The sequence below is a fragment of the Agrobacterium sp. rho-8.1 genome (genome assembly GCF_033957725.1).
Lineage (GTDB): Bacteria > Pseudomonadota > Alphaproteobacteria > Rhizobiales > Rhizobiaceae > Agrobacterium.
The window spans coordinates 2,843,864-2,867,847 of record NZ_CP192788.1 but is presented as its reverse complement, the minus strand read 5'-3'; the positions used below and the strand labels follow the sequence as shown (position 1 = coordinate 2,867,847).

The 23,984-nt window shown below is 56.9% G+C and carries 24 protein-coding genes; 10 read left to right on the top strand and 14 right to left on the bottom strand.

From position 1 onward, the window contains the following. Window positions 1-121: 121 nt before the first annotated feature. The 4 genes from leuD to RMR21_RS13960 all read right to left on the bottom strand — a co-directional run bounded on the left by leuD (window position 122) and on the right by RMR21_RS13960 (window position 5,649). Window positions 122-727, bottom strand: a complete 606-nt coding sequence (leuD, locus tag RMR21_RS13975; RefSeq protein WP_498668576.1) for a 3-isopropylmalate dehydratase small subunit — start codon at window positions 725-727, stop codon at window positions 122-124. Window positions 728-849: 122 nt separating this feature from the next. Then, entirely contained in the window at window positions 850-1,356 is a 507-nt protein-coding gene (locus RMR21_RS13970; protein WP_498668575.1) for a GNAT family N-acetyltransferase, read from the bottom strand. A 237-nt stretch (window positions 1,357-1,593) separates the two neighbouring features. Next, window positions 1,594-3,414: a translational GTPase TypA gene (gene typA / locus RMR21_RS13965; protein ID WP_498668574.1), complete on the bottom strand. Its 1,821-nt coding sequence runs from the start codon at window positions 3,412-3,414 to the stop codon at window positions 1,594-1,596. 168 nt (window positions 3,415-3,582) lie between these two features. After that, window positions 3,583-5,649, bottom strand: coding sequence for a M3 family metallopeptidase (locus tag RMR21_RS13960; RefSeq protein ID WP_498668573.1), 2,067 nt, complete (start codon window positions 5,647-5,649; stop codon window positions 3,583-3,585). A gap of 189 nt (window positions 5,650-5,838) precedes the next feature. On the opposite strand from RMR21_RS13960, the gene RMR21_RS13955 reads away from it, so the two are divergent. Together RMR21_RS13955 and RMR21_RS13950 are read left to right on the top strand one after the other, a co-directional pair. Then, window positions 5,839-6,309, top strand: a complete 471-nt coding sequence (locus RMR21_RS13955; protein ID WP_498668572.1) for a MarR family winged helix-turn-helix transcriptional regulator — start codon at window positions 5,839-5,841, stop codon at window positions 6,307-6,309. 17 nt (window positions 6,310-6,326) lie between these two features. Next, window positions 6,327-7,505 (top strand): multidrug effflux MFS transporter, encoded by a 1,179-nt coding sequence (locus RMR21_RS13950; RefSeq protein ID WP_498670176.1) that lies wholly within the window; start codon window positions 6,327-6,329, stop codon window positions 7,503-7,505. Window positions 7,506-7,550: 45 nt separating this feature from the next. On the opposite strand, the gene RMR21_RS13945 is transcribed toward RMR21_RS13950, so the two are convergent. Beyond that, window positions 7,551-8,774: an argininosuccinate synthase gene (locus RMR21_RS13945; protein WP_498668571.1), complete on the bottom strand. Its 1,224-nt coding sequence runs from the start codon at window positions 8,772-8,774 to the stop codon at window positions 7,551-7,553. 243 nt (window positions 8,775-9,017) lie between these two features. On the opposite strand from RMR21_RS13945, the gene RMR21_RS13940 reads away from it, so the two are divergent. The 5 genes from RMR21_RS13940 to RMR21_RS13920 all read left to right on the top strand — a co-directional run bounded on the left by RMR21_RS13940 (window position 9,018) and on the right by RMR21_RS13920 (window position 12,623). Continuing rightward, window positions 9,018-9,872 carry an SDR family NAD(P)-dependent oxidoreductase gene (locus RMR21_RS13940; RefSeq protein WP_498668570.1) on the top strand — a complete coding sequence of 285 codons (855 nt, stop codon included), beginning with the start codon at window positions 9,018-9,020 and terminating at the stop codon, window positions 9,870-9,872. Between the two features lie 104 nt (window positions 9,873-9,976). After that, window positions 9,977-10,624 (top strand): LysE family translocator, encoded by a 648-nt coding sequence (locus tag RMR21_RS13935; RefSeq protein ID WP_498668568.1) that lies wholly within the window; start codon window positions 9,977-9,979, stop codon window positions 10,622-10,624. 38 nt (window positions 10,625-10,662) lie between these two features. Beyond that, complete coding sequence (locus tag RMR21_RS13930; RefSeq protein ID WP_498670175.1) at window positions 10,663-11,202, top strand: sigma-70 family RNA polymerase sigma factor; 540 nt, start codon at window positions 10,663-10,665, stop codon at window positions 11,200-11,202. Then, entirely contained in the window at window positions 11,199-11,924 is a 726-nt protein-coding gene (locus tag RMR21_RS13925; protein ID WP_498668567.1) for an anti-sigma factor, read from the top strand. The genes RMR21_RS13930 and RMR21_RS13925 overlap by 4 nt, the downstream gene beginning before the upstream one ends. A gap of 141 nt (window positions 11,925-12,065) precedes the next feature. Continuing rightward, window positions 12,066-12,623 (top strand): fasciclin domain-containing protein, encoded by a 558-nt coding sequence (locus RMR21_RS13920; protein ID WP_498668565.1) that lies wholly within the window; start codon window positions 12,066-12,068, stop codon window positions 12,621-12,623. Between the two features lie 62 nt (window positions 12,624-12,685). On the opposite strand, the gene RMR21_RS13915 is transcribed toward RMR21_RS13920, so the two are convergent. The 7 genes from RMR21_RS13915 to RMR21_RS13885 all read right to left on the bottom strand — a co-directional run bounded on the left by RMR21_RS13915 (window position 12,686) and on the right by RMR21_RS13885 (window position 18,572). Next, a complete protein-coding gene (locus tag RMR21_RS13915; protein ID WP_498668564.1) occupies window positions 12,686-13,480 on the bottom strand; it encodes an ABC transporter ATP-binding protein in 795 nt (264 codons plus the stop codon). Beyond that, complete coding sequence (locus RMR21_RS13910) at window positions 13,477-14,358, bottom strand: ABC transporter permease (protein ID WP_498668563.1); 882 nt, start codon at window positions 14,356-14,358, stop codon at window positions 13,477-13,479. The genes RMR21_RS13915 and RMR21_RS13910 overlap by 4 nt, the downstream gene beginning before the upstream one ends. Window positions 14,359-14,556: 198 nt before the next feature. Then, window positions 14,557-15,510 (bottom strand): ABC transporter substrate-binding protein, encoded by a 954-nt coding sequence (locus RMR21_RS13905; RefSeq protein ID WP_498668562.1) that lies wholly within the window; start codon window positions 15,508-15,510, stop codon window positions 14,557-14,559. 105 nt (window positions 15,511-15,615) lie between these two features. Further along, window positions 15,616-16,809, bottom strand: coding sequence for a dual-specificity RNA methyltransferase RlmN (gene rlmN / locus RMR21_RS13900; protein ID WP_498670174.1), 1,194 nt, complete (start codon window positions 16,807-16,809; stop codon window positions 15,616-15,618). A 244-nt stretch (window positions 16,810-17,053) separates the two neighbouring features. Continuing rightward, window positions 17,054-17,557 carry an invasion associated locus B family protein gene (locus RMR21_RS13895; RefSeq protein WP_498668561.1) on the bottom strand — a complete coding sequence of 168 codons (504 nt, stop codon included), beginning with the start codon at window positions 17,555-17,557 and terminating at the stop codon, window positions 17,054-17,056. Window positions 17,558-17,836: 279 nt separating this feature from the next. Beyond that, window positions 17,837-18,214, bottom strand: coding sequence for a YkvA family protein (locus RMR21_RS13890; RefSeq protein WP_498668560.1), 378 nt, complete (start codon window positions 18,212-18,214; stop codon window positions 17,837-17,839). 52 nt (window positions 18,215-18,266) lie between these two features. Beyond that, window positions 18,267-18,572: a 4a-hydroxytetrahydrobiopterin dehydratase gene (locus tag RMR21_RS13885; protein ID WP_498668559.1), complete on the bottom strand. Its 306-nt coding sequence runs from the start codon at window positions 18,570-18,572 to the stop codon at window positions 18,267-18,269. Between the two features lie 116 nt (window positions 18,573-18,688). Here RMR21_RS13885 and RMR21_RS13880 point away from each other — a divergent pair, with 116 nt between their 5' ends. Then, entirely contained in the window at window positions 18,689-19,168 is a 480-nt protein-coding gene (locus RMR21_RS13880) for a low molecular weight protein-tyrosine-phosphatase (RefSeq protein ID WP_498668558.1), read from the top strand. Here RMR21_RS13880 and thpR read toward each other — a convergent pair. Together thpR and RMR21_RS13870 are read right to left on the bottom strand one after the other, a co-directional pair. Next, a complete protein-coding gene (thpR, locus tag RMR21_RS13875; RefSeq protein WP_498668557.1) occupies window positions 19,102-19,695 on the bottom strand; it encodes an RNA 2',3'-cyclic phosphodiesterase in 594 nt (197 codons plus the stop codon). The two genes, RMR21_RS13880 and thpR, sit on opposite strands and share 67 nt — an antisense overlap. Before the next feature lie 68 nt (window positions 19,696-19,763). Beyond that, on the bottom strand, window positions 19,764-20,414 hold the full coding sequence (locus RMR21_RS13870) for an arylesterase (RefSeq protein WP_498668556.1): 651 nt from the start codon (window positions 20,412-20,414) through the stop codon (window positions 19,764-19,766). 83 nt (window positions 20,415-20,497) lie between these two features. Here RMR21_RS13870 and RMR21_RS13865 point away from each other — a divergent pair, with 83 nt between their 5' ends. Together RMR21_RS13865 and RMR21_RS13860 are read left to right on the top strand one after the other, a co-directional pair. Beyond that, a complete protein-coding gene (locus tag RMR21_RS13865; RefSeq protein ID WP_498668555.1) occupies window positions 20,498-21,208 on the top strand; it encodes an ABC transporter ATP-binding protein in 711 nt (236 codons plus the stop codon). Further along, a complete protein-coding gene (locus RMR21_RS13860) occupies window positions 21,205-23,763 on the top strand; it encodes an ABC transporter permease (protein ID WP_498668554.1) in 2,559 nt (852 codons plus the stop codon). The genes RMR21_RS13865 and RMR21_RS13860 overlap by 4 nt, the downstream gene beginning before the upstream one ends. Window positions 23,764-23,984: the final 221 nt, after the last annotated feature.

The window sequence follows — 23,984 nt, the reverse complement described above, 5'->3', positions numbered from 1 at the left end:
CTGCAGCATCAACGTTGCGGGGTGCGGGCTTCTTAGCGGTGGAGATGGCCTATTTCAAGGAAGACTGGCGCCGATTTGGTACGGTTAAGGACCAGATGGCCTCGAATGCGTGCGAAAGCGCCTATGCCCAGGGCCGAGCAGAGGCATTGGTCTTTTCGAACGTGTCGATCGCACCGGCATGTTCCAGCGTCAGGCCGATGTCATCGAGACCGTTCAGCATGCAGTGGCGCTTGAATTCATCCAGCTCAAAGGTAATCGTGCCACCATCCGGGCCGCTGATTTCAAGGTTTTCTAGATCGACCGTCACGACGGCGTTGGAGCCGCGCGATGCGTCGTCCATCAGCTTTTCCAAATTCTCAGGGCTGACGATGATAGGCAGGATGCCGTTCTTGAAACAGTTGCTGTAGAAAATATCGGCAAAGCTGGTGGAGATCACGCAGCGAATGCCGAAATCCAACAATGCCCAAGGCGCATGTTCGCGCGAGGAACCGCAACCGAAATTGTCACCGGCAACGAGGATCTGGGCATTGCGATAGGCAGGCTTGTTCAAAACGAAATCCGGGTTCGGCGAACCATCTTCCAGATAACGTGACTCGGCAAACAGGCCTGTACCCAGACCGGTACGCTTGATGGTTTTGAGGTAATCCTTCGGAATGATCATGTCCGTGTCGATGTTGACGACCGGCATAGGGGCGGCAACACCCGTCAGTTTCGTGAATTTTTCCATCTCTCACTCCGAAATTATGCAGGTCAGCATAGGGCACTTGGCTGCATTAGCGCAAAATCGGTGCTATTTGAAGGCCAATCCGTACGAAGGCGGTACGCTATGTGAGGGACGGAACACGTGGCCTAGCGCCAGGCGAAGCCGAGTTTGCGCAGTTGTACGCCTGCGAAGTCTTCCATGCCCTCTGCCACGTCCTTGCCCCCGTGAGAGCGGAAGAAACGGTTGGCGACATCGCTGTCCTCCAGGCACCAAACGACGACGCCCTTGCAGCCCAGAGACTTGAGCAGACGCCGCGCTTCGGTAAACAGAACGGAGCCAAGGCCCATGCCCTGATATTCCGGTTGCAGATAAATCTCGTATATTTCGCCGTCATAGGGCAGGCCGCGGGCGCGGTTGAGGCCGAGTGTCGCATAGCCCGCGATGACGCCTGCTATTTCCACCACCAACATGGTGGCCGAACCACGCGCCGCCTTGCGCCACCACATTTCATTGCGACGATCTACCATTTGCCGCAGCGGCTTATGGGGGATGAGACCCGCATAGGCCTGCTGCCAGGAGGACCTATGCGCGTCAGAAATGGCGCGCGCATCGTCCGGCTCTGCTCGGCGAATGTCTATGGATAACGTTTTCATAACGCGATTCTGATCCCGGCGCAGAAAACTTACCAGCCATAAAGGTTAACGGCTTTGAGCTTACCCACAGCCTATTCATGTGGATGATGGTAAAAAATTAACGCTATATTTACCACTGACGCAAGCCGGACCCGAAGCAGTCCCGTGAATAAATGCCGGGGACGAACGATAAAATGACAGGCAACAAAAAACCCGGCGCTGTGGCCGGGTTCTTCGAAGTTGAAATTTACATGACAATCAGCCAGCAAGCTTTGCCTTGTCGAAACGCTTGCGGTCGTTCGCATCCAGGAACATCTTGCGCAGACGAATGGACTTCGGCGTCACTTCCATCAGTTCGTCGTCCTGAATCCACGACAGGGCGCGGTCGAGCGTCATACGGATCGGCGGTGTCAGCTTCACGGCTTCATCCTTGCCAGCTGCACGGATGTTGGTGAGCTGCTTGCCCTTGAGAACGTTGACTTCAAGGTCGTTGTCACGGGTGTGGATGCCGATGATCATGCCAGCGTAAACCTTTTCGCCGGGCTCGATCATCATCGGGCCGCGATCTTCCAGGTTGAACATGGCGTAGGCAACGGCTTCGCCGGAACCGTTCGACAGAAGAACGCCCTGAACGCGACCAGCGATAGCGCCCTTGAACGGCTGGTAGGAGTGGAACAGACGGTTCATGATCGCCGTGCCGCGTGTGTCCGTCAGCAGTTCGGACTGGTAGCCGATGAGGCCACGCGTTGGAGCCAGAAACTTCAGGCGAATGCGGTTGCCGCCGGATGGACGAAGCTCGGTCATTTCTGCCTTGCGCTCGGACATCTTCTGAACAACGATACCGGAATGCTCTTCATCCACGTCGATGACGACTTCTTCGATCGGCTCGATGGTCTGACCGTTCTCATCCTTCTGCATGACGACGCGTGGACGCGACACGGCAAGCTCGAAGCCTTCGCGACGCATGGTCTCGATCAGAACGGCCAGCTGCAATTCGCCACGGCCTGATACGAAAAACGAGTCCTTGCCTTCGGCTTCTTCAATCTTCAGCGCAACGTTGCCTTCGGCTTCCTTGTACAGGCGATCGCGGATAACGCGCGATGTCACCTTGTCGCCTTCGGTGCCAGCCAGTGGGCTGTCGTTGACGATGAAGGACATCGTAACCGTTGGCGGATCGATTGGCTGTGCGGTCATGGCTTCGGTGATGGAAGGGTCACAGAAGGTGTCGGCAACGGTGCCCTTGGAAAGACCAGCGATAGCAACGATGTCGCCTGCATGGGCTTCATCAATCGCTGTGCGCTCGATGCCGCGGAATGCGAGGATTTTTGAGATACGACCGGTTTCGATGGTCTTGCCATCCTGGCCCAGAACCTTGACGGCCTGGTTCGGCTTGATCGAACCGGACGCGATACGGCCTGTGATGATGCGACCGAGGAACGGGTTGGCTTCGAGAATCGTGCCGATCAGGCGGAACGGGCCTTCTTCAACCGTTGGCTCAGGCACGTGCTTAAGAACGAGGTCGAGCAGCGGCGCAAGACCTTCATCCTTTGGACCTTCGGGGTTGACGTTCATCCAGCCATCACGACCGGATCCGTAAAGGATCGGGAAGTCCAGCTGTTCGTCCGTCGCATCGAGGTTCGCGAAAAGGTCGAACACTTCGTTGATGACTTCTTCGTGGCGGCCATCGGGACGGTCGATCTTGTTGATTGCAACGATTGGGCGAAGACCAACCTTGAGCGCCTTGGAGACCACGAATTTGGTCTGCGGCATCGGGCCTTCAGACGAGTCGACCAGAACGATCGCGCCATCCACCATCGACAGGATACGCTCGACTTCACCACCGAAGTCGGCGTGGCCGGGGGTGTCGACGATGTTGATGCGAACACCCTTCCACTCGACAGACGTTGCCTTGGCGAGAATGGTGATGCCGCGTTCTTTTTCGAGGTCGTTACTGTCCATGACGCGCTCTGCAACGCGCTGGTTTTCGCGGAACGAACCGGACTGTTTCAGAAGCTCGTCAACGAGCGTCGTTTTGCCATGGTCAACGTGCGCGATAATCGCGATGTTGCGAATTGCCATTGTTCAATATCTCTGAAGTTGGGGCGTCATATCTTGGATGCGCCAATTTAGTCTGGCGGGCCTATAACCTTTTTTTTGCAAAAGCGAAAGGGGGGCCTAGGACATAAGCCCCTTGCAGAAACGCGATAGCAGAGTTTTATGACAGTTTTCGGGTGCCGTTTGAAAGGCTCAGCCTAGAACCAGCCCGCGCTTTTTCAGCATCGCATCGGGGCTTGGCATCTTGCCGCGAAATGCCTTGTAGGTTTCTTCAGCGTCGATGGAGCCGCCGACGGAGTAGATGTTGTTTTTCAGCTTGCGGGCCATGTCAGCGTTGAAAGCATCACCGGTTTCCTCGAAGGCGGCAAAGGCATCAGCGTCGAGAACCTCCGACCACATGTAGGAGTAATAACCGGCGGAATATCCATCACTGGAAAACACGTGCTGGAAATGCGGCGTGGCATGGCGCATGACCATGGATTTTGGCATGTTGAGGGATGCCAGAACCTCAGTCTGAACGGCCATCGGATCATCAACCGCACCCCGCGTATGGAATGCCATGTCCACCAGTGCGGATGAGGTGAACTCGACGGTATTGAAACCGGCGTTGAAGGTCTGTGCTGCGAGCACCTTGTCCAGCAGCGCCTTTGGCATCGGTGCGCCAGTTTCGTAATGCAGGGCGTATTTTTCGAGGATTTCCGGCACGGTCAGCCAGTGTTCGTAAAGCTGCGATGGCAGTTCCACGAAATCGCGGGAGACGCCCGTTCCAGAAACGGAAGGGTAGGTGACATTGGATAGCATGCCGTGCAGCGCGTGGCCGAACTCATGGAACAGCGTACGGGCATCGTCCAGCGACAACAATGCAGGCTTACCTTTGGACGGCTTGGCAAAATTGCAGACGTTGTAGATGATGGGTAACTCGCCTGTGGTGCCGTTCTTCATGGGCAGTTTGTGCTGCGACTGGAATGCGCTCATCCATGCGCCGGAACGTTTTGATGGTCGGGCGAAGAAGTCCCCAAGGAACATCGCGACGAGATCGCCTTTTTCGTTACGGATTTCGAATGTTCGCACATCAGGATGATAGGCGGTCACATCTTTCAGCTCGATCGCGCGAATGCCGAACAGTCTTTGCGCCACATCGAAGCAGGCCTCGATGATTTTTTCCAGCTGCAGGTAGGGCTTGAGTTCAGCTTCCGAAAAACTGAATTTTTTCGCCCGAAGTTTCTCGGCATAGTGACGCCAGTCCCACGGCATGACGTCATGGTTCTTGCCTTCGTCGCTGATGACGGTGGCCAGTTCAGCCTCTTCTTCAGCGGCACGCTCGACGGCTTTTTCCCAGACCTGAATCAACAGCGTGTTCACGGCATCCGGTGTTTTTGCCATGGTGTTATCAAGCTTGTAGGCGGCAAAATTCGCGTAGCCCAGAAGCTTTGCCTTTTCATCGCGCAGCTCAAGCGTGCGCTTCACCGTTTCACGGTTGTCGGTTTCGCCACCGTTTTCTCCACGCGCGACCCATGCCTGAAACGCCTGTTCGCGCAGGTCGCGACGCTCGGAAAAGGTCAGGAAGGGTTCGATGATCGAGCGTGACAGGGTGACGGCGAATTTGTCGTCTTCGCCATGCTCGCGCGCAGCACCTTCCATGGCGTCTCGCAGAAAACCGGGAAGGCCCGCAAGCTCTTCTTCCGTCGATAGAAGCAGCTTCCAGCTTTTTTCGTCAGCCAGAACATTTTGACCGAATTTTGCGCCGAGACCGGCAAGCTCCTCGTTGATCGTGGCGAGGCGTTCCTGATGGTCTTTCGCCAGCTTCGCTCCTGAACGGACAAAGCCCTTCCAGTGCCGCTCCAGCACGCGCGTTTCTTCGCCCGTGAGACCAAGCGTATCGCGTGTCTCCCACAGCGTATCAATGCGCGCAAACAGCGCTTCATTCATACTGATCCTGGAATAATGCCGCGACATTTTTGGCGCGATGTCGCGCTCCAGTGCCTGAATGGCAGGATTGGTGTGGGCGCCGGCCTTGTTCCAGAACAGTGCCGAGACCCGTGACAACGCCTCACCGGCAGTTTCCAGAGCAATGATGGTGTTGGCGAAGTTCGGCGCATCAGAGTTGCTTGCGATCTCGTCGATCTCGGTATCGTGGATGGCGAGCGCTTCATCGAACGCACCGGCAAAGTCCTCGTCTTTGACAGCATCGAACCGAGGCAAACCGTTTTTCCCGTTCCATTCCGTGAGGGCAGGATAGTGCGCGGCGGTTGAAGTCATCGGTTCGTCCTCATGCAGATGCGATTTGTCTGCATATGGGCATGGCTGAGGTCGTGTTTCAATATGTCGTCACGTAATCGCATGCATGGCGAGGCCGGTATCCGTCTCACGAAGGCTGCGCGTAAACAGTGCGTCTTGCCATCGTACGGCGAAGTTTTTTATAAGGGAGGCTTACAAAGCAGGCGCACCATGAAGACTTCACTCGAAAAACAATCGCTGGCATTCCTTTTGAACAGCAGTGCGCGTTTTCTCAACAGCGCCTTCGAAAAGCGCATCAGTGAGGCAGGCCTTGGGCTGACGCCGGGGGAAGCGCGGGCGTTGCTAACGGTTGCTGCTATCGATGGCAGCAAACAGGCCGATATTGCCAGCCGTATCGGTCTCGAACCCATGACGGTCTGTACCTATCTCGACAGGCTGGAATCGCTCGATCTGGTAGAGCGTCGCCCCAACCCCGGTGATCGCCGCTCCAAATGCATTTATCTGACCGACACTTCGGCGCAGTTGCTCGTGGCGGTGCGCCTTGAGGTCGATAGTCTGATCAGTCAGGCAACGGATGGTTTCAGCGAGGGCGATTTTTCAAAATTTCACGATCTTCTGGCAATCCTGCAGAACAACCTGCAAATAGCGGTGAGCGACAAAAACAAGCAGAATCCCGCATGAGCAATCCCACAACGCCCATGAGCGTGCGGCGCACCGCTATTCTCGGGGCGATGCTGACCTCGCTCGGGCCTGTATCGATGGCGATCTATACGCCTGCCATGCCTGAACTCGTCAGAGCTTTCGCGACGACGGAATCTGCTATCAAGATGAGCCTTACGCTCTATTTCGGCGGCTTCGCCCTGGCGCAGCTGGTTTCGGGCGCCATGTCGGATGCCTTTGGCCGGCGCAAGGCGACGATCCTGTTTTTGCTGATCTATCTGGCGGGCGGAACGCTGGCCGCTTTCGCACCCAGTGTAGAGGTGCTGCTGGCCGCCCGGCTTATTCAGGGCATAGGGGCGTCCGTGGGCGTGACCGTCGCGCGGGCGGTTGTGCGCGACCAGTTCAGTGGCCATCAGGCCATCGGAATCCTGAACCTCATCGGCATCATGCTGGCGATTGGCCCGGCAGCGGGACCAACCATAGGGGGCCTGTCTCTGCTGGCCTTCGGGTGGCAATCGGTCTTCGTCCTGATGCTGGCTTTCGGGCTGATTTCGATCACGGCGGTTGGTTTGTGTCTTCGCGAAACGACGGTGCCGGACCCCAGCCGCCTTCGCCCCTCCCGCTTGCTCAGCGCCTACGGCGAGCTTCTGGCCTCGCCGCGCTTTCTGCTGTCGGCACTTGTGCTGGGCGGCACTGTCGGCGCGCTATATGCACAATCGACCATGCTTCCCTTCGTGCTGATCAACGAAGTCGGACTGTCACCCACGGCATTCGGCGTGGGAATGCTGATGCAATCCGGCGCTTATTTTCTGGGGTCTATTGCGCTCCGCTTCATTGCCCGCAGAATCGGAGATCGCCGGTCTGCTGTGGCAGGGCTTTGTATGTCTGCGATGGGTGGAGCGCTGATCTTTCTGTCGGTCCATCTCATTCCGCCCTCGTTTCTGTCCATTATGGGACCGGTTGCGGTGGCAACCTTCGGCCTTGCGCTGCTCACGCCGCACATCATCACCATGGGCATGGCACCTTTTCCGCATATTGCCGGCTCCGCTTCGGCGATGATGGGGTTTATCCAGATGAGTGCGGGTTTTATAGCCGGTGTCGCTGCTTCTCTGCTGGGCTCACCGCTCATGAGTTTCGGCACCATCATTCCGTTGATGGAATTGAGTGCCGTAGCCAGCTACGTCATTTTTGCGATCCTGTCGCGCAGACAAACATGAAAAAGCCCCGGAGAACCGGGGCTTCGACGTCATATTTGAAAAGGTTTATTTACCGAGGTTGCGTTTGGCTAGTGTGCGCAGGCGCAGCGCATTGAGCTTGATGAAGCCTGCCGCATCCTTCTGGTCGTAAGCGCCCTGATCGTCTTCGAACGTTACCAGCTTGTCGGAATAAAGAGACTTGTCGCTCTCGCGGCCAGTGACCATGACGTTGCCCTTGTAGAGCTTCAGCGTCACTTCACCGTCGACATGTTCCTGGCTCTTGTCGATCAGTGCCTGCAGCATTTCGCGCTCTGGCGAGAACCAGAAACCGTAATAGATGAGTTCCGCATAGCGCGGCATGATCTCGTCCTTGAGGTGGGCTGCACCGCGGTCGAGCGTGATGGATTCGATGGCGCGGTGGGCCGTCAGCAGGATCGTGCCGCCGGGTGTTTCGTAAACACCGCGCGATTTCATGCCGACATAGCGGTTCTCGACCAGATCGAGACGACCAATGCCGTTGTCGCGACCGTAATCGTTCAGTGTGGCAAGGATTGTCGCAGGCGACATCTCGACGCCGTTGATGGAGCAGGCATCACCCTTGCGGAAACCGACCTTGATGATGGTTGCCTTGTCTGGCGCTGCTTCCGGGGAAATGGTGCGCATATGCACATATTCGGGTGCTTCAACGGCTGGATCTTCCAGAACCTTGCCCTCGGACGAGGAGTGCAGCAGGTTGGCATCGACCGAGAAAGGAGCCTCGCCCTTCTTGTCCTTGGCAACCGGGATCTGGTGCTGTTCGGCGAAGTTCAGAAGATCGGTACGGCTCTTGAAGTCCCAGTCACGCCAAGGGGCGATGATCTTGATGTCGGGGTTGAGCGCATAGGCGGATAGCTCGAAACGAACCTGGTCGTTGCCCTTGCCGGTCGCGCCATGGGCGATGGCGTCGGCACCGGTCTTCTTGGCGATGTCGATCAGGTGCTTGGAAATCAGCGGGCGGGCAATGGATGTACCCAGCAGATAGACGCCTTCATAAACGGCATTGGCGCGGAACATCGGAAAGACGAAATCGCGAACGAACTCTTCGCGCACATCTTCGACATAGATTTCCTTGATGCCCATCATCTCGGCCTTCTTGCGGGCCGGCTCGAGCTCTTCGCCCTGGCCGAGGTCTGCCGTGAAGGTCACGACTTCAGCACCGAGTTCGGTCTGGAGCCATTTGAGGATAATCGAGGTATCAAGTCCGCCGGAATAGGCGAGAACGACTTTCTTTACGTCTTTTGGAAGAGCCATCAGTGAAATCCATTTGCGTGTCGGCGACATCAGGATATCGCCATTTCCTTGGGATTTCGGCACTTTTAGCGAGTTTATCGGCTGGCGCAACAAAAATGCAAAATCGTCCAAAGTTGGAACAAGGCCATCTTCATGTGACTTGGCGGGCCGATGGGACTAGACTGTGGACAGCGTCAGTAGAACGCATGGTTCCATGGGACGTCGCTGCCGGACTTTTTCAGCGGTAGCGAAAAGGAGAAACCAATGACGAAACTTCATCCCGCATTCATGCAAGACAATGTCGCCGTCGTGACAGGCGCCGCCTCCGGCATCGGCCTCGCCGCCACCCGAAAATTCGCCGGTTTCGGCATGAGCGTCGTGATGGTCGATCTCGACGGTGAAAAGCTGAGCAACGCCCGAAGCGAGATTGCGCAGCTTTCCGAAGGTGGCGAGGCGCAGATCGTCGCCATTCCGACCGACGTTTCGAAACTCGATGAGCTGGAAGCGCTGGAGCGCGCCGTCATTCAACGGTTCGGGCGCGTGCATGTGCTGATGAACAATGCGGGCGTCCAGCCGGGCAGCGCTATCTTTGGTCCGCAGGTGAACTGGGAGAAGATTTTCGGCGTCAACCTGATGGGTGTCGTCAACGGTAGCCGGGTGTTCGGCTTGGGCATGCTGGCCCATGGCGAGCAGGGCCTTATCATCAACACCGGTTCCAAACAGGGCATCACCACGCCACCGGGTGATCCCGCCTACAATGTTTCCAAAGCGGGTGTGAAGGCCTTTACCGAAGCCTTGCAGCACGAATTGCGGAACACGCCAGATAGCAATATTGCCGCGCATCTTCTCATCCCCGGCTTCGTCTTTACCGGTCTCACCGCCAATGGCCGAACCGAAAAGCCATCCGGTGCATGGACCAGCGAACAGACGGTCGATTTCATGGTCGACAGCATCGGCAACGGCGATTTCTACATTCTGTGCCCGGATGGTGATGTGGATCGCAGAACAGACGAGAAGCGCATTCTCTGGGCGGCCAACGACATCGTTGAAAACCGCCCTCCACTGTCGCGCTGGCACGGCAATTACAGCGATGATTTCAAGTCTTTTCTCAATAGCTGATCTACCTGCCGCGCCTTCTGGCGCGGTCTTGCCGTCTCTGGCTTGGCAGGCTCTGGAAACGGCGTTATGAACGCGTATCCAACTCTCCAAAACGTGGTGCCGCCGTGGATTTCATACCCAGCCTGCCAACCCTGATTGCCTTTACCGTCGCCATCCTGTTGCTGGCGGTGACGCCGGGTCCTGACATGACGCTGTGGATCAGCCGGTCCCTGCGTGAAGGCCGGGCGTCGGGCTTTATGACATTGGTCGGGACCAATCTCGGCATTACCGTGCATACGATGCTTGTTGCCTTCGGCGTCGCGGCCCTCATCGTTGCGTCTCCCACGGCCTTTCTGGTTTTGAAAACGGGTGGGGCAGCCTATCTCGTCTGGCTCGCCATTCAGGCCATCCGCAAGGGCTCGAATTTCGTCATGGAGCGCCCGACGGAGCAGAAGGCGGAGGCTTCGCTGACGTCTGCTCTGCTGAACGGTATCTGGGTCAATCTGCTTAACCCAAAAGTCATCATCTTCTTCATGACGTTCCTGCCGCAATTCGTCAGCGCTTCGGACCCGCACGTCACTGGCAAGCTGATTTTCCTCGGCCTCTGGTCGATCATCGTTGCGTTACCGATTGGCGTCGCTATCGTTATTGCTGCGGATCGGTTATCGGGCTGGCTGCAAAGCAATCGCAAGGTTCTGCGCGGGCTGGATTATACGATTGCCGGTGTGTTTTCGCTTTTCGCCTTCAAGATTTTCTTTGCGCAGGCTAAATAGCGGCATGGCGTACCTATGGGCTTTGGCGGGATGGCATGATGCGGCATGAAGACCTTGGTACTTTAATCGGCCGCGTTGCATTGTCGGATCGCAATGCATTTGTTTTGCTCTATAAACAAACAAGCCCGAAACTTTTTTCTATCTGCCTGCGTATACTCAAAGACCGGACAGACGCCGATGAGGCGTTGCAAGAGGTCTACGTCAAGATCTGGCAGCGAGCACATTTATTTTCGACTATGGCAGGAACGCCGGAAGGCTGGATGGCCACGGTTGCGCGCAATCAGTCGATCGACATGATCCGCACGCGCAAACCTGTCGCTAGTGAACTGGATGACGTGCCTGATCTGACCGACGGTTCACCTGACCCGGAACAGGCGACATTGAACAAGGACACCGGTCGAACCATAGATCTGTGTCTGGCGGAACTGGAAGACACCCGTGCAGACGCCGTAAGGCGCGCATATCTGGATGGCATGAGCTATCTGGAGCTTTCAGAACATTACGCTGTACCACTGAATACGATGCGGACATGGTTGAGGCGTAGCCTCATCAAACTCAAAGAGTGCATGGAGAGATGACGGCATCCGAGCAAAATAAAGGGGACAAACCCCGCGATAGCGCGATTGCCGCAGAATATGTTCTGGGCGTATTGTCGTCTACCGACCGCAAAAAGGTCGAAACGCGCATTCTGACGGATGATGCGTTTGCACGTCTGGTCCAGAACTGGGAGACGCATTTCTCTGGTCTGAACAGTGCTTACGAACCCTCCACCCCGCCTGCCGTAACATTGGCGAAGATAGAAAAGAGATTGTTCGGTACATCACAGCCATCAAAAGCATCAGTTTCGAGACTGTGGAGTTCGCTCGCATTCTGGCGTGGCATGACAGCCATGGCAAGTGCCGCCGCTGCAGGGGTTGTCCTCATCAGCGCTTTCAATGTGCAGACACCTGAGCAACCCACACGTATGTCTTATATGGCCGAACTGTCCTCACCGGATGTTCCTATGGCGGTGATGGTTGCCTACAACGCGCAATCGGGAAAAATGGTCCTGACGCCGATGGCCGCCGGTGAAAACCAGCAAAAGTCGCTTGAGCTCTGGCTGGTGAATGCCGATGGAACACCGCATTCGCTGGGTGTGGTCGATCCCCACAAGGACGCGGAAATGGTCGTTCCCGTCAAGATGCGAGATCAGCTTAAAGATGGTATGACGCTGGCTGTCAGCCTTGAGCCTTATGGGGGCTCACCCACTGGCAAACCAACCGGCCCGGTTCTCGCTAGCGGAACGACGCGTCAGCTCTAAATTAAAAAATCGTTATTTTTTCACGAAAAAATCAACACGGCTGAAACTTCGTCTGAACATGGCCCGTACTTCCTCATGTAACCGGATACGTCACCTGCAAAAACGCCGGTGGCGATTGGCGGAACCAGAGGAGAAAACGCCATGATGAAGTCCAGCCTGCGCATGATCGCGCTAGCCGCAGCCGTTTCGACCGTCGCATTCGCAGCCCAAGCCAAGAACCCGATGGTTGGCGGCGCCGCGATGTATGAGAACAAGAACATTGTCGAAAACGCCATGAACTCCAAGGATCACACGACGCTGGTTGCTGCCGTTAAGGCTGCCGGTCTGGTTGAAACGTTGCAGGGCAAAGGCCCTTTCACTGTTTTCGCTCCTACCAATGAAGCGTTTGCCGCACTGCCAAAGGGTACCGTCGAAACGCTTCTGAAGCCTGAGAACAAGGCAAAGCTGACCAAAATCCTGACATGCCACGTTGTCGCTGCTGACGCGATGTCCACAGCCATCGAAAAGATGATCAAGGACGATGGCGGCACACATGACGTGAAAACGGTTGGTGGCTGCATTCTGAAAGCCAAGCAGAGCATGAACAAGATCACGCTGACCGACGAGAGCGGCAACGTGGCCGATGTAACGATTGCGGACGTCAAGCAGTCCAACGGCGTCATTCATGTCATCGACAAGGTTTTGCTGCCGAAAATGTAATTTTTCGGTGCATCGAAACGCCGTGTGCTACCCCAGGCGCACGGCGTTTTTCTATGACCATTCTAGCCGATCAGCAATTCGTCGTCATCCAGCGTTTGCCCGCGTATCTTGCGGAACATCTCGATCAGGTCTTCCACCTGCAAGCCCTTGCGGCTCTCACCGGAGACATCCAGCACGATCTCTCCCGCATGCAGCATGATGGTACGGTCGCCGTAATCCAACGCCTGCCGCATGGAATGCGTGACCATCAGCGTCGTCAGCTTGCGCTCTTCGACGACCTTTTCGGTCAATTGCATGACGAATTCCGCCATACCCGGGTCGAGCGCTGCTGTATGTTCGTCCAGCAGCAAAACGTCAGATCCGGCCAAGGTGGCCATGACCAGTGAAACGGCCTGACGCTGGCCACCGGACAGAAGGTCCATGCGGTCCTTCAGGCGGTTTTCCAGACCAAGGTTGAGGGATGCGATACGATCCTTGAAGAATGCCCGCCGCCCGCCACCAAGGGCTGGCAGCAGCCCACGCACCTTGCCGCGTGCTGCGGCAAGCGCAAGGTTCTCTTCGATGCTCAGCGCCCCACAGCTGCCCGCCAGCGGGTCCTGAAACACGCGGGCGACCTGACCAGCGCGGTTGGCCGTCGGTTTGCGCGTCACGTCCACGTCGCCGATGGTGACTTTGCCCGCTGTTGGCAGAACGTCGCCAGCGAGAACACCAAGGAGAGTTGATTTTCCTGCGCCATTGGAGCCGATGACCGTGACGAAGGAGCCGTCCTCGATGGTCAGATCGATCTTGGCGAGTGCTTTTTTCTCCAGCGGCGTACCGCGTCCGAAGACGACCTGAATATCGGAAAGCGAAATCATGACGATGCTCCTCCACGGCGCAGGCGCGGCAGGATAAGTGCCACAGCCACCAGCACGGCTGTCACAAAATTGAGGTCGGAGGCTTTGAGGCCGAGCGCATCGCTGGATAGAGCAAGCTGAATGGCCAGACGATAGGCAATCGAGCCCAACACGCACCCGATCAGCGCAATCAGAATGCCGCGTGAACCGAACAGCGTTTCGCCGATGATGACGGCGGCAAGACCGACGACGATGGTGCCGACACCGGCGGTCACATCCGCAAACCCATTGGTCTGGGCAAACAGCGCGCCACCAAGGGCAACCAGCGCGTTGGAGAGCGCCATGCCGAGATAGATCTGGTTGCCTGTCTTCACGCCCTGCGCCCGCGCCATGCGGGCATTGGCACCGGTGGCACGCATGGCAAGGCCCGCATCGCTTTCCAGAAAACGCCAGACGAGAATAACCGCGATCACCACCAGCACGCCGACGAACAGCGGTCGCAGCAGATATTCGGAAATGCCAAGGCCGTAAAACGGTTCAATGACCGTTTCCTGATTGAGCAGCGCGATATTCGGTTTGCCCATGACGCGCAGGTTCACGGAAAACAGCGCAATCATCGTCAGGATCGACGCCAGAAGGTTGAGGATTTTGAACCGGACATTCAGAACCGCCGTCACCAGACCGGCAGCAGCCCCTGCCACCATGGCAATGCCCGTTGCCAACCAGGGGTTCAGCCCTGCAACGATCAGCACCGCCGCCACGGCAGCACCGAGCGGAAACGAACCGTCCACGGTCAGGTCAGGAAAGTCGAGCACGCGGAATGCGAGATAAACGCCGATAGCGACGAAGGCAAAAACCAACCCCAGTTCGACGGCACCCCAGAAGGCGATTTGGCTCACGATGAAAGTCCTTGGTTTGTCGCCCGCCTTGCGGTGAGCTGCAATTGAAACAGTCGTCAGACTGCCATTCGGCTGCCCGCCAATCTCTCCTTCGTCATGCTCGGGCTTGTCCCGGGCATCTCCTGCCGTCCAACTTTCATTGAACGTGGTTAGATCCTCGGGACAAGCCCGAGGATGACGAAGAGGGCAGGTGGCCTTTTACTCGATGATCTTGGTCGCGCGCTTCGTTACGCTCTCAGGAAACGTCACGCCAGCCTTTGCAGCTGCCGTTTTGTTGAGAACGAGATCGGTACCCACGGCAACACTCGCTGGGATGTCACCGGGCTTTTCACCCTTGAGGATGCGAACGACGACCGCACCGGTCTGCTTGCCCACGTCAAAATAGTTGAAGCCGAGAGCGGCAATCGCACCACGCGCCACGGAATCCGTATCGGCGGCAAACAGTGGGATTTTCGCCTCTGAGGCAACACCCGCAGCGGCTTCGAAGGCCGAGACTATCGTATTGTCAGTTGGAACGTAGATCACGTCGGCTTTGCCCACCAGTGCGCGGGTCGCGCCCTGCACTTCGGCGGATTTCGTGGCAACGGATTCAACGACCTTCAAGCCTGCCTTTTCGGCTTCGGCCTTCAAAAGCTCCAGCGTCGAAACGGAGTTGGCTTCGGCGGAATTGTAGATGTAACCGATGGTCTTGGCGTTGGGGGTGATTTCCTTGATCAGCGCCAGATGTTCGGCAACCGGCAGCCTGTCCGAAAGGCCTGTCACGTTGCGGCCGGGCTTTTCCATGGACTTGATCAGTTGCGCACCGACCGGATCGGAAACTGCTGTGAAAACGATGGGAATGTCGCGGGTTGCGGCAACGACGGCCTGAGCAGACGGTGTGGAAATCGGAACGATCACGTCAGGCGCATCGCCAACGAACTGGCGGGCGATCTGCGATGCGGTGCCGGGGTTGCCCTGTGCAGACTGGTAGACGAATTTCAGATTTTCGCCCTCCTTATAACCGGCTTCGGCAAGCGCTGCCTTCACGCCATCACGCGCAGCATCGAGTGCCGGGTGTTCGACGATTGCGGTCACGGCAACGGTCACGTCTTGCGCCTTTGCAGGCAGGGCAAGAGCGGTTGCGGCGGCGAGCGCCAGAACGAGTGCGTGCATAGGGTATTCCTCCGATTGTTTCGTTTTTCTTGGCCCTCTTTAAGAAAGCGTTAAAACGAAATCAATCGTGGAAGCCTGAACGCACCCATCAATTCTTTTTCTTGATCAGTCGTCCGCGCCGTGATTGGCGATCATCATGGCCTCGAATGCCATGCGTTCGGTCTTGCGCATACGCTCGGATTCCGACTTCAGCTGACCGCAGGCCGCCAGAATATCACGCCCGCGCGGGGTGCGGATCGGCGAGGCATAACCTGCGTGATTGATGAAATCCGCGAATTTCTCGATCTGTTCCCAGTCGGAACACTGGTAGTTGGTGCCCGGCCATGGGTTGAACGGAATGAGATTGATCTTGGCGGGAACGCCTTTCAGAAGCTGCGTCAGCATTTTGGCGTCTTCCAGACTGTCGTTGACGTCCTTCAGCATCACATATTCGAAGGTGATGCGGCGGGCATTCGACACGCCTGGATAATTGCGGCAGGCGTCGATCAGCTCTTTCAGCGGATACTTCTTGTTGATCGGCACCAGCATGTCGCGCAACTCGTCACGCACGGCATGCAGCGAGATGGCCAGCATCACGCCGATTTCGTCACCCGTGCGGAAAATTTCCGGCACGACACCGGATGTGGACAACGTCACGCGGCGCTTGGAGAGCGACAGGCCGTCACCGTCGGTCGCGATCAGCAAGGCCGTCTTCACATGCTCGAAATTGTAGAGAGGCTCGCCCATGCCCATCATCACGATGTTGGACACCTTGCGGCCCTCGGCGGGCATGATCGTGCCCTGCGGCGCTTCGCGGTCTGGAAAATCACCGAGGCGATCCCGCGCCACCAGAAGCTGAGCCAGAATTTCCTCAGCCGTCAGGTTGCGCACCAGACGCTGCGTTCCGGTGTGACAGAAGGAACAGGTCAGCGTGCAACCGACCTGGCTGGAAATGCACAGGGTGCCGCGACCTTCTTCGGGAATATAGACGGTCTCGATCTCGACCGGACGGCCGGCACCACGCGGCGGAAAGCGTATCAACCACTTGCGGGTGCCATCGTTGGAGACCTGCTCCTCGACGATCTCAGGGCGCGCAATGGTAAAATGCTTCTTCAGCGTTTCGCGCAAGTCCTTGGCGACATTGGTCATGTGATCGAAATCGGAGACGCCGCGAACATAAAGCCAGTTCCACAACTGACTGACGCGCATCTTCGACTGCTTTTGTGACACGCCGATATCCATCAGCGCCTCGGCCATTTCCTCACGCGTGATGCCGATCAGCGACGGCTTGCCATCCATCAGATCGGTATTGGCAACCATCGGGTTCTTGATCACCAGACCGGCGCTCGCTTCCAGTACGGACATCGTCTTCATCCCATCAGCCATTGCAGAGCGAAACCGCGCAAACAAAGCGGCGGACGGTGGTCTGCATGTGGTGAAAAATCAAAGGCGAAGCGCTTTTCGCGCATCCGCCTGTTTTGTTGTCGCGCCTTTAGCATCAAAACAGCCAAAACGCAAATGGCCGGTCAAGGACCGGCCATCTCGAACCACAATTCGGTTATGCTTATTTGCAGCTCTCGACCTGTTTCAGCGCTGCCGAAATCCCAGAAAGGGAGTAGGCGTAGTTCGTGGGCGTACCACGGGCAGATGTGGCTTTTACGGTCATCGACTTGCCGTTCTTCATGGCTGCAACGAGCGCTGGCTCTTCTGCCGCATTTTCAACCCAGGCGGCCTTGTCCTTGGTGAACATCACGAAGGTCTTGCTGTCGATGGTCACATTGACCTTGGAGCCTTCTTTCAGTGAATAACCGACCATGGCCTGTGGCTCATAGGAGATGTTCTGTCCAGGACGCTGCGAGACGATGAAGAAGATATCACCGTGATCGACGCTCGCCGGTTCCTTGGAGGTGGGGATGGATAGCGCATAGCAAACGGTGCTTTTACCCGACTTGTACGAATAGGCACCCCATGCATTGAACTGCTGGATGCGCGTGGGCGACTGTGCAGAGGCAATGCCGACACTGGTCAGCAAAATGGCGACTGCGGTTGCTACACTTCTTACAAACATTGAATTTCCTGCCGGGTTTTATTGTCTTCCAGTTGGCCGAACGGCTGCGCCGGGCCGATGCTAGGTGAGGTCCGTCATGCTGATATTGGCTAAAGATCGGTTACCAAACCGTCAACACCAATGCGAAAATTCGAAATTTGCATCAAGATGTAACAGATCGGTGGTTCCCAGCGCCAGCCCACGAACACTCACATGCTCGTTTGATGAGCAATGACACAAGAATTCAGGCAAGAATTTGTCGGCGTCCAGCTGGGGTGGAAACGGACCATCACAGAGCCGTTACTCCTGCTTGAGCCTTTCGATAGCCGCGTCTGCCGCATCGTAGTGTTCCATCTTGATGTGAGCCCTGATCATGGCAAGAGCTGCCGTCAAAACCGCGATGTCGTCGGTAAAGCCGACAACCGCGAAGATGTCGGGAACGACATCAATCGGCAAAATGAAATAACCGAGTGCTGCAAAAAGAATTCCCTTTGCGCGGAACGGTGTCTCGCGGTCCATGGCGCAATAATAGGCGGCTGCAGCGTCGCGGGCGAACGGCACCTTGCTCGCCACCCGCTTCATCTTCGGCCAGAATTTCGATCGCACCTGACGTTCGGTCTCTTCTTGCCTGTCGGGTTCGCCCGGCAGCAAAATCTCACCAATCTTCACATCATCCATGGTCGTGTGTCCTGTGGTCATGACCAATAATATAAGGCCTCACCCCTTATGTTCAATCGCTGCGCCCACCGGCGGCCCTCTGCATGGCACCAGCGAGCATGATGTCGCGCTCTGTAACGCCTTGTGAATCATGGGTCGTGAGACATACTTTCACGCGGGAATAGACGTTTGACCATTCGGGGTGGTGATTGAGCTTTTCGGCCACCAAGGCACATTCCGCCATGAAACCGAACGCTTCGGCGAAGTTGGCGAATTTGTACGCCTTGACGATGGCCAGACCGTCCTCGCGCAAAGACCAGCCTTCTAGCTTTGCCAATTCGGCGTCGATCACATCTCGTTCGAGTTTGGGATATTGCATCTTTTTGCCTTTCATTGAGCACGGGACACGCGGTTTGCGTGTCTTGATCCGTCCTTCGTTTTATCTATATCGCCTTTCACCGCAAAACCGCCCAACAGTTTTGGTGGAGGTTAGGAATGAAACGCACAGCAGTCCTTTTTGTTTGCATGGGAAATATTTGTCGCTCACCTTTAGCGGAAGGCATCTTCTCGCATTTGGTCGCTAAACAGGGGATCGCCGACCGATTTGTGATCGATTCCGCAGGGACGGGAGGATGGCACTCCGGTGATGCGCCCGACCGGCGCTCGGTGGCCGTTGCGGGCGACCACGGCATCGATATCGCCAAACAGAGTGCACGGCAGGTGAGACCATCAGATTTCGAGGACTTCGATCTCATCCTTGCCATGGACAAGGACAACCTTGCCAGCCTTCAGGTTGTCTGCCCACAGCATTGGTCGCAGAAGCTTCACCTGTTTGCAGACTACGCCACGGGCCAGAGATCAGATGTTCCAGATCCCTATTATGGCGGGCAAGACGGTTTTCAGACCGTCTACACCATGCTTTTTTCTGGCTGCACGTCCTTGATCGGCAGATTAGAGACCGGCCAGGCCTCCTGAAGCGGAAAGGCTTCCTCGACGATGTAGGGTCCGCCGCCGACCGATTCTTTTGATGACATCAGCACAAAACGCCCAATGGTAAAGGGCGACGTTCGAAAATCACCACGCCCGGAAAGATAGTGCACCACATCATCCAGTCTGGAACTGCGCAGACGCGCAAGCGTGACATGGGGCGTGAATTTGCGCGGGTCGGGTGGGAGACCCAGACGTTGGCAGATCCGCTCGATCTCGCCTTGAAGTGCATTCATCTCGGCAGATGGAGAAACACCGGCCCAGATGGAGTGCGGCTTTTTCGAGCCGAACGAGCCTATTCCGGTCAGATTGACGTCAAATTCGGGTCGGTCGATACGATCGAGGCGGTTGACGACTTCATCGGCGGTGCGACCGTCAATGTCTCCGATGAAGCGCAGAGTGATGTGATAATTCTCCACATCGATCCACCGGGCACCCGGAAGACCACCGCGCAACAGTGACAGGCTCATGGCCGCGTTGCGCGGAATTTCGAGGGCGGTAAACAGTCTCGGCATGGCGAGCTCCCCGAATCTTTTGGCAGAACAACCCTAGCGAATCATGCAACGCTTCTGCGTGCAAGCGCTTATTTTTTTTGCTCACCGATAGTCTTTATAAAGTCTTCCACGGTGGGCAGCGTTTTTTCGACCATCACGGCGATGCCCTTGGTGTTGGGATGCATCCTGTCCTCCAGCTGCAGGCTCTCATCCATCACCACTCCGTCCAGAAAGAACGGGTAGAGAGGCACATCATGCTTTTTTGCCAATCGAGGGTAAATCCCGTTGAAACGGCTGGCGAAATCGCCGCCCATGTTGGGGGGCGCCATGATGCCGATCAGCAGAACCGGGACGTTGCGCTTCTGAAAACCAGTGATAATTGCATCAAGGTTTTTTTCCGTCTCATCCGGCGACATGCCGCGAAGTGCATCATTGGCACCGAGCTCCAGGATCACGCCATCGGTGCCGTCAGGGACGGACCACTCGGCACGGGCAAGCCCACCTGAACTCGTATCACCCGAAACACCGGCATTTGTCACGACGACATTGACGCCCTTGGCCTTTAATGCTGTTTCCAGTTGCGCGGTGTAGCTATCGGTGGGTGGCAGTTGGTAACCCGCCATCAGGCTGTCTCCAAACCCGACCAACTGGACCGGCTTGTCCTGCGCCTGCGCGTAGGGCGCTGACAGCAATGCGCAGCTTATAACGATGAATTGAGCGGTAGCAGCTTTAAAACCCATGTCGGCCTTCCTAATTTGTCTGGCACGGCCGAAAGTCTGATTGCTCCCGGATTGCCCTTTTCTTTTATATAGGAACGCGAATTGTGACGAAAAGCATCATTGATCTCGATAAGGCCGATCTGACACTGGGGAGTGCTGCTGCCAAGGTTCATGTTCTCAAAAGCATCGATCTCAGCATCGGTGAGGGCGAAGCGGTTGGCATCGTAGGGCCTTCCGGCTCTGGAAAATCAACGCTTCTCATGGTTCTTGCCGGGTTGGAGCGGCTGGATAGCGGTGCGATCACGATTGCGGGAACACAGCTTCACAAGCTTGGTGAAGACGCCCTTGCGGAGTTTCGCGGGCGCAATATCGGCATCGTCTTTCAGTCGTTTCATCTCATTGCCAATATGACGGCACTCGAAAACGTCGCGGTACCGCTTGAGCTCGCCAACGTGCCGAACCCTTTCGATATCGCTGAAAAAGAGCTGGTGGCTGTGGGGCTAGGCGCTCGTCTCAACCATTATCCGGGACAGCTTTCCGGCGGCGAACAGCAGCGCGTTGCGATTGCCCGCGCGCTTGCCCCCTCACCCGCCGTGCTGATCGCCGACGAGCCGACCGGCAATCTGGATACCGACACGGGCAGGCAGATTGCAGACCTGCTGTTTTCAAAGCAGGCAGAGCGAGGCATGACGATGATCCTCGTCACCCATGACGTGTCTCTTGCCGCCCGCTGCTCACGCCAGATCAAGGTTCGTTCAGGCCAGATCGAAAGCGACAGCGTGGCGTTGGTTGCCAAGCAGGCGGTTTCGGTATGACATCTCCGCTCCCGTCGGTCTTCAATATCCGCAATGCCTTGCGGCTTGCCAGCCGTGAAATTCGTGGCGGCTTGCGTGGCTTCTACATTTTCCTGGCCTGTATCGCGCTGGGCACAGGTGCCATTGCAGCAGTGAATTCGGTATCGCGCGCGGTCACCAGTTCCATTGCCACGCAGGGGCAATCCATTCTGGCCGGTGACGTGCGCTTCGAACTTCGTAACCGCGAGGCATCACCGCAGGAGCGGGCGTATCTGGATGGTCTTGGACAGGTTGCGATTTCGACCGGGCTGCGCTCCATGGCCCGGCTTGCAGATGGGTCGCAACAGACGCTGACCGAGGTCAAGGCGGTGGATGATGCCTATCCGCTCTATGGTCATTTCGAAGCCGAACCGGCAGCTCCGCTTCCGCAGCTTCTTGCCATGCAGGGTGATGCCTATGGCGCGGTTGCAGCCCCGCTGCTTCTGGAGCGGCTGGGGATCAAGCTTGGGGACGAATTGCTGCTCGGCAATGTCAGGTTGAAGATTTCCGGCACTGTCGCCAATGAGCCGGATGCGCTGTCGGACGGGTTCGGCTTTGCGCCGCGCCTCCTCATCAGCCGCGATGCGCTGGCCGCATCCGGGCTTATCCAAAGTGGCAGCCTTGTGGAACATGCCTATAAGGTCCGTCTCAACGATACCTCCAAACGCGCAACGGTGACCGAAGATACCAATCGCGCGTTCCCCAGCGCAGGATGGTCCATTCGCACCAGCGACCGAGCCGCTCCCTCGCTGACGGAAAACGTTAACCGCTTCTCGCAGTTTCTGACGCTTGTCGGCCTTACTGCACTGATCGTCGGCGGTGTCGGCGTGGCCAATGCCGTACGTGCCTTTCTCGATTCCAAACGCACGACCATCGCATCGCTGAAATGTCTGGGCGCACCGGCGAGCGTGGTGACGATGACCTATCTGTTTCAGATCGCGTTTATCGCCGTGATCGGTATTGCCATCGGTTTGGCGTTAGGCGCAATCACACCGCTGATTGCCATGCGTTTTCTCGACGGCGTTCTCCCTGTACCGGATGAGCTGGCTATCTATCCCGGCCCGCTTTTCATGGCGGCCGTCTTCGGCCTTCTGACGACGCTGGCGTTTGCCATTCTGCCGTTGGGTCAGGCGCGTGAAGTGCCTGCGACGGCGCTGTTTCGTGAGCAGGGTTTTGAAGAAAACAAGATGCCCTCATGGCCTTATCTCGTGGCGACGGCACTGCTTTTGGCAGCTCTTGCCGGGCTTGCCATTTTTACGTCGGAAGAACGTTTCATCGCATCCGTCTTTCTGGGCGCCGTGGCTTTCGCATTCATAGTGTTGCGTCTGGTGGCCTGGGGTATCAAAGCTCTTGCGAAGCGAAGTCCGCGCGTTCACTCGGCAGCGCTTCGGCTTGCCATCGGCAATATTCACCGTCCCGGCGCTCTGACGCCGTCTGTCGTATTGTCTCTTGGTCTTGGCCTGACGCTTTTGGTGACGCTGACGCTGATTGACGGTAATTTACGGCGCGAGCTGACCGGCAGTCTGCCGGAGCGTGCGCCGAACTTCTTCTTCGTGGACATTCAAAGCACCGACCGCGACGGTTTTCGCGACCTCGTCAAGCGCGAAGCGCCTGAGGGTACATTGACCGAAGTTCCGATGCTGCGCGGACGTATCCTCGCCTTCAATGGTCAGGACGTGACCAAAATGGAGGTGCCCGCCGCAGGCCGCTGGGTGCTGCGGGGAGATCGCGGTATCACTTACGCCGAAGATCTGCCTGACAATGCCAAGCTGTCTCAGGGCACGTGGTGGGAGAAGGATTATAGCGGCGAGCCGCTCGTTTCCTTCGCGGCGGAAGAGGCGGGTGAGCTTGGCCTGAAGATCGGAGACAGTGTCACCATCAATGTGCTGGGGCGTAACATCACGGCCAAGATCGCCAATCTGCGCGACGTCCAATGGGAATCGCTGTCGCTCAATTTCGTCATGGTGTTTTCACCCAACACGTTCCGCGGGGCGCCGCATGCCTGGCTGGCAACACTTGCCGATCCGTCCGCGACGCCCGCCAAGGAAGGTGAAATCCTGCGGACCATCACCAATGCCTATCCGACGATCACCAGCGTCAGGGTCAAGGATGCCCTTGATGTCGTGAACCGCCTCGTCGGACAACTGGCGACCGCCATCCGCGCGGCAGCGGCGGTGGCGCTGATTGCCTCGGTTCTGGTTCTGGCGGGCGCGCTTGCTGCGGGCAACCGGGCACGAACGCATGATGCCGTGATCCTGAAGACGTTGGGTGGCACCCGCGCCATGCTCATCCGTGCGTTTTCCTACGAATATATGATACTTGGGCTGGCGACCGCCATCTTCGCGCTGGCGGCAGGCGGCGCTTCTGCGTGGTTCGTCATTGCCCGCATCATGAAGCTGCCATCGAGCTTCCTGCCGGATGTCGCCATCGGCACAATCGTCATTGCACTGGTCATGACCGTCGGTATCGGGTTGATCGGAACCTGGCGGATTCTGGGACAGAAGGCGGCGCCGGTTCTGAGGCAGGCCGGCGAGTAATACGAAAAATTGTGCGCCACTTAACTTTAACGATTAAATCGGCATCCTGATCGCCAAAACGTTATCGCTTTTCGCGCATACGGTGTTTTTTCGGTTCTGAAAGCTCTTGTATCTAGGAAGTGATATCATCATATTCTTCGGTAGGCTTGCTGTAGCTCCGCAGCGGCGCCTGGGGTATGGTCTTGAAAGCACGACGATATGCCGACACCGTAGCAATTTCG